Raw genomic sequence first — 702 nt, forward strand, 5'->3', positions numbered from 1 at the left:
CCGCTGGATCGCGCTGATGACCAAATTCCAGCCGACCGCCGTGCTGGGCCTGGGTGTGGATGAGCAGCGCGCTGCCGGCCTGTCCGCCCGCAAGGTCGAATACCTGCGCGACCTGGCGGAACATTTCGACACTGGCCAGGTTCATGTGCGCCAATGGGCGCAGATGGACGACGAAGCCATCATCGAAGAGCTCGTTGCCATTCGTGGCATCGGCCGGTGGACGGCCGAGATGTTCTTGATTTTTCACTTGATGCGCCCCAATGTGATGCCCCTGGATGACATCGGCTTGTTGAAGGGCATCAGCCAGAATTACTTTTCGGGCGAACCTGTCTCCCGCGCCGAGGCGCGCGAAGTCGGCGACGCCTGGGCACCCTACCGTTCGGTAGCGGTTTGGTACATTTGGCGCAGCCTCGACCCGCTGCCTGTGGACTATTGAGGTCATTGTTCAACCACCCAGAGCGGGCCGCACGCCGGGACGCTCCAAAGCCGACAGACACCCGTCAAGGGATCAGCCGGCGTACTCACCGGACGAGGGGATCCATTGAGCAAAAAACATTTTCTGGAATTCGAGCAGCCCATCGCCGAGCTCGAGACCAAGATCGAAGAACTGCGCTATGTGCAGAGCGAGTCTGCGGTCGACATCTCCGAGGAGATCGATCGCCTCTCCAAGAAAAGCCAGCAGCTGACCAAGGAGGTCTACGC

The 702-nt window shown here is 60.5% G+C and carries 1 protein-coding gene and 1 pseudogene; both read left to right on the top strand.

All coding sequences use genetic code 11. The features are described from left to right. A partial coding sequence (locus AC1DU6_RS34015; protein WP_477862823.1) for a DNA-3-methyladenine glycosylase family protein occupies positions 1-436 on the top strand: 436 nt, incomplete at its 5' end. Between the two features lie 105 nt (positions 437-541). After that, a pseudogene (locus tag AC1DU6_RS34020) lies at positions 542-702 on the top strand (acetyl-CoA carboxylase carboxyl transferase subunit alpha); the annotation flags it as partial.

The sequence above is a fragment of the Roseateles sp. P5_B10 genome, assembly GCF_056400485.1.